The organism is Pseudomonas putida (assembly GCF_030159595.1).
GTDB lineage: Bacteria > Pseudomonadota > Gammaproteobacteria > Pseudomonadales > Pseudomonadaceae > Aquipseudomonas > Aquipseudomonas putida_AC.
The window spans coordinates 1-237 of the sequence record NZ_BSKJ01000061.1 but is presented as its reverse complement, the minus strand read 5'-3'; the positions used below and the strand labels follow the sequence as shown (position 1 = coordinate 237).

Annotated in this window: 1 protein-coding gene; it reads right to left on the bottom strand. The window is 51.5% G+C overall.

The window, feature by feature from the left end; translation table 11 throughout:
- On the bottom strand, positions 1-167 hold a 167-nt coding region (fliS, locus tag QQL85_RS26530), incomplete at its 3' end, for a flagellar export chaperone FliS (RefSeq protein ID WP_284368801.1).
- Between the last annotated feature and the right edge of the window lie 70 nt (positions 168-237).

The window sequence follows — 237 nt, the reverse complement described above, 5'->3', positions numbered from 1 at the left end:
ACGCCTTTGCCTTGCTGATTGTTGTCCTGCATAAACAGGCTCGCTCTAACCAGTGCGCTCAGCACTCCATCAAATAGCATGGTGACCAGCTGCTGCTGGCTGGCGCTCATTACGGCGCTTTCGACGCCAATTTGTGCATAGGCCTGGGTGCCTTTTGCCGCGTACATGACCTGTCTCCCGATGAATATTGCTTACTTGGAATTACTGTTGTTTTCGAACTGCTGCGTTAAGTAGCTG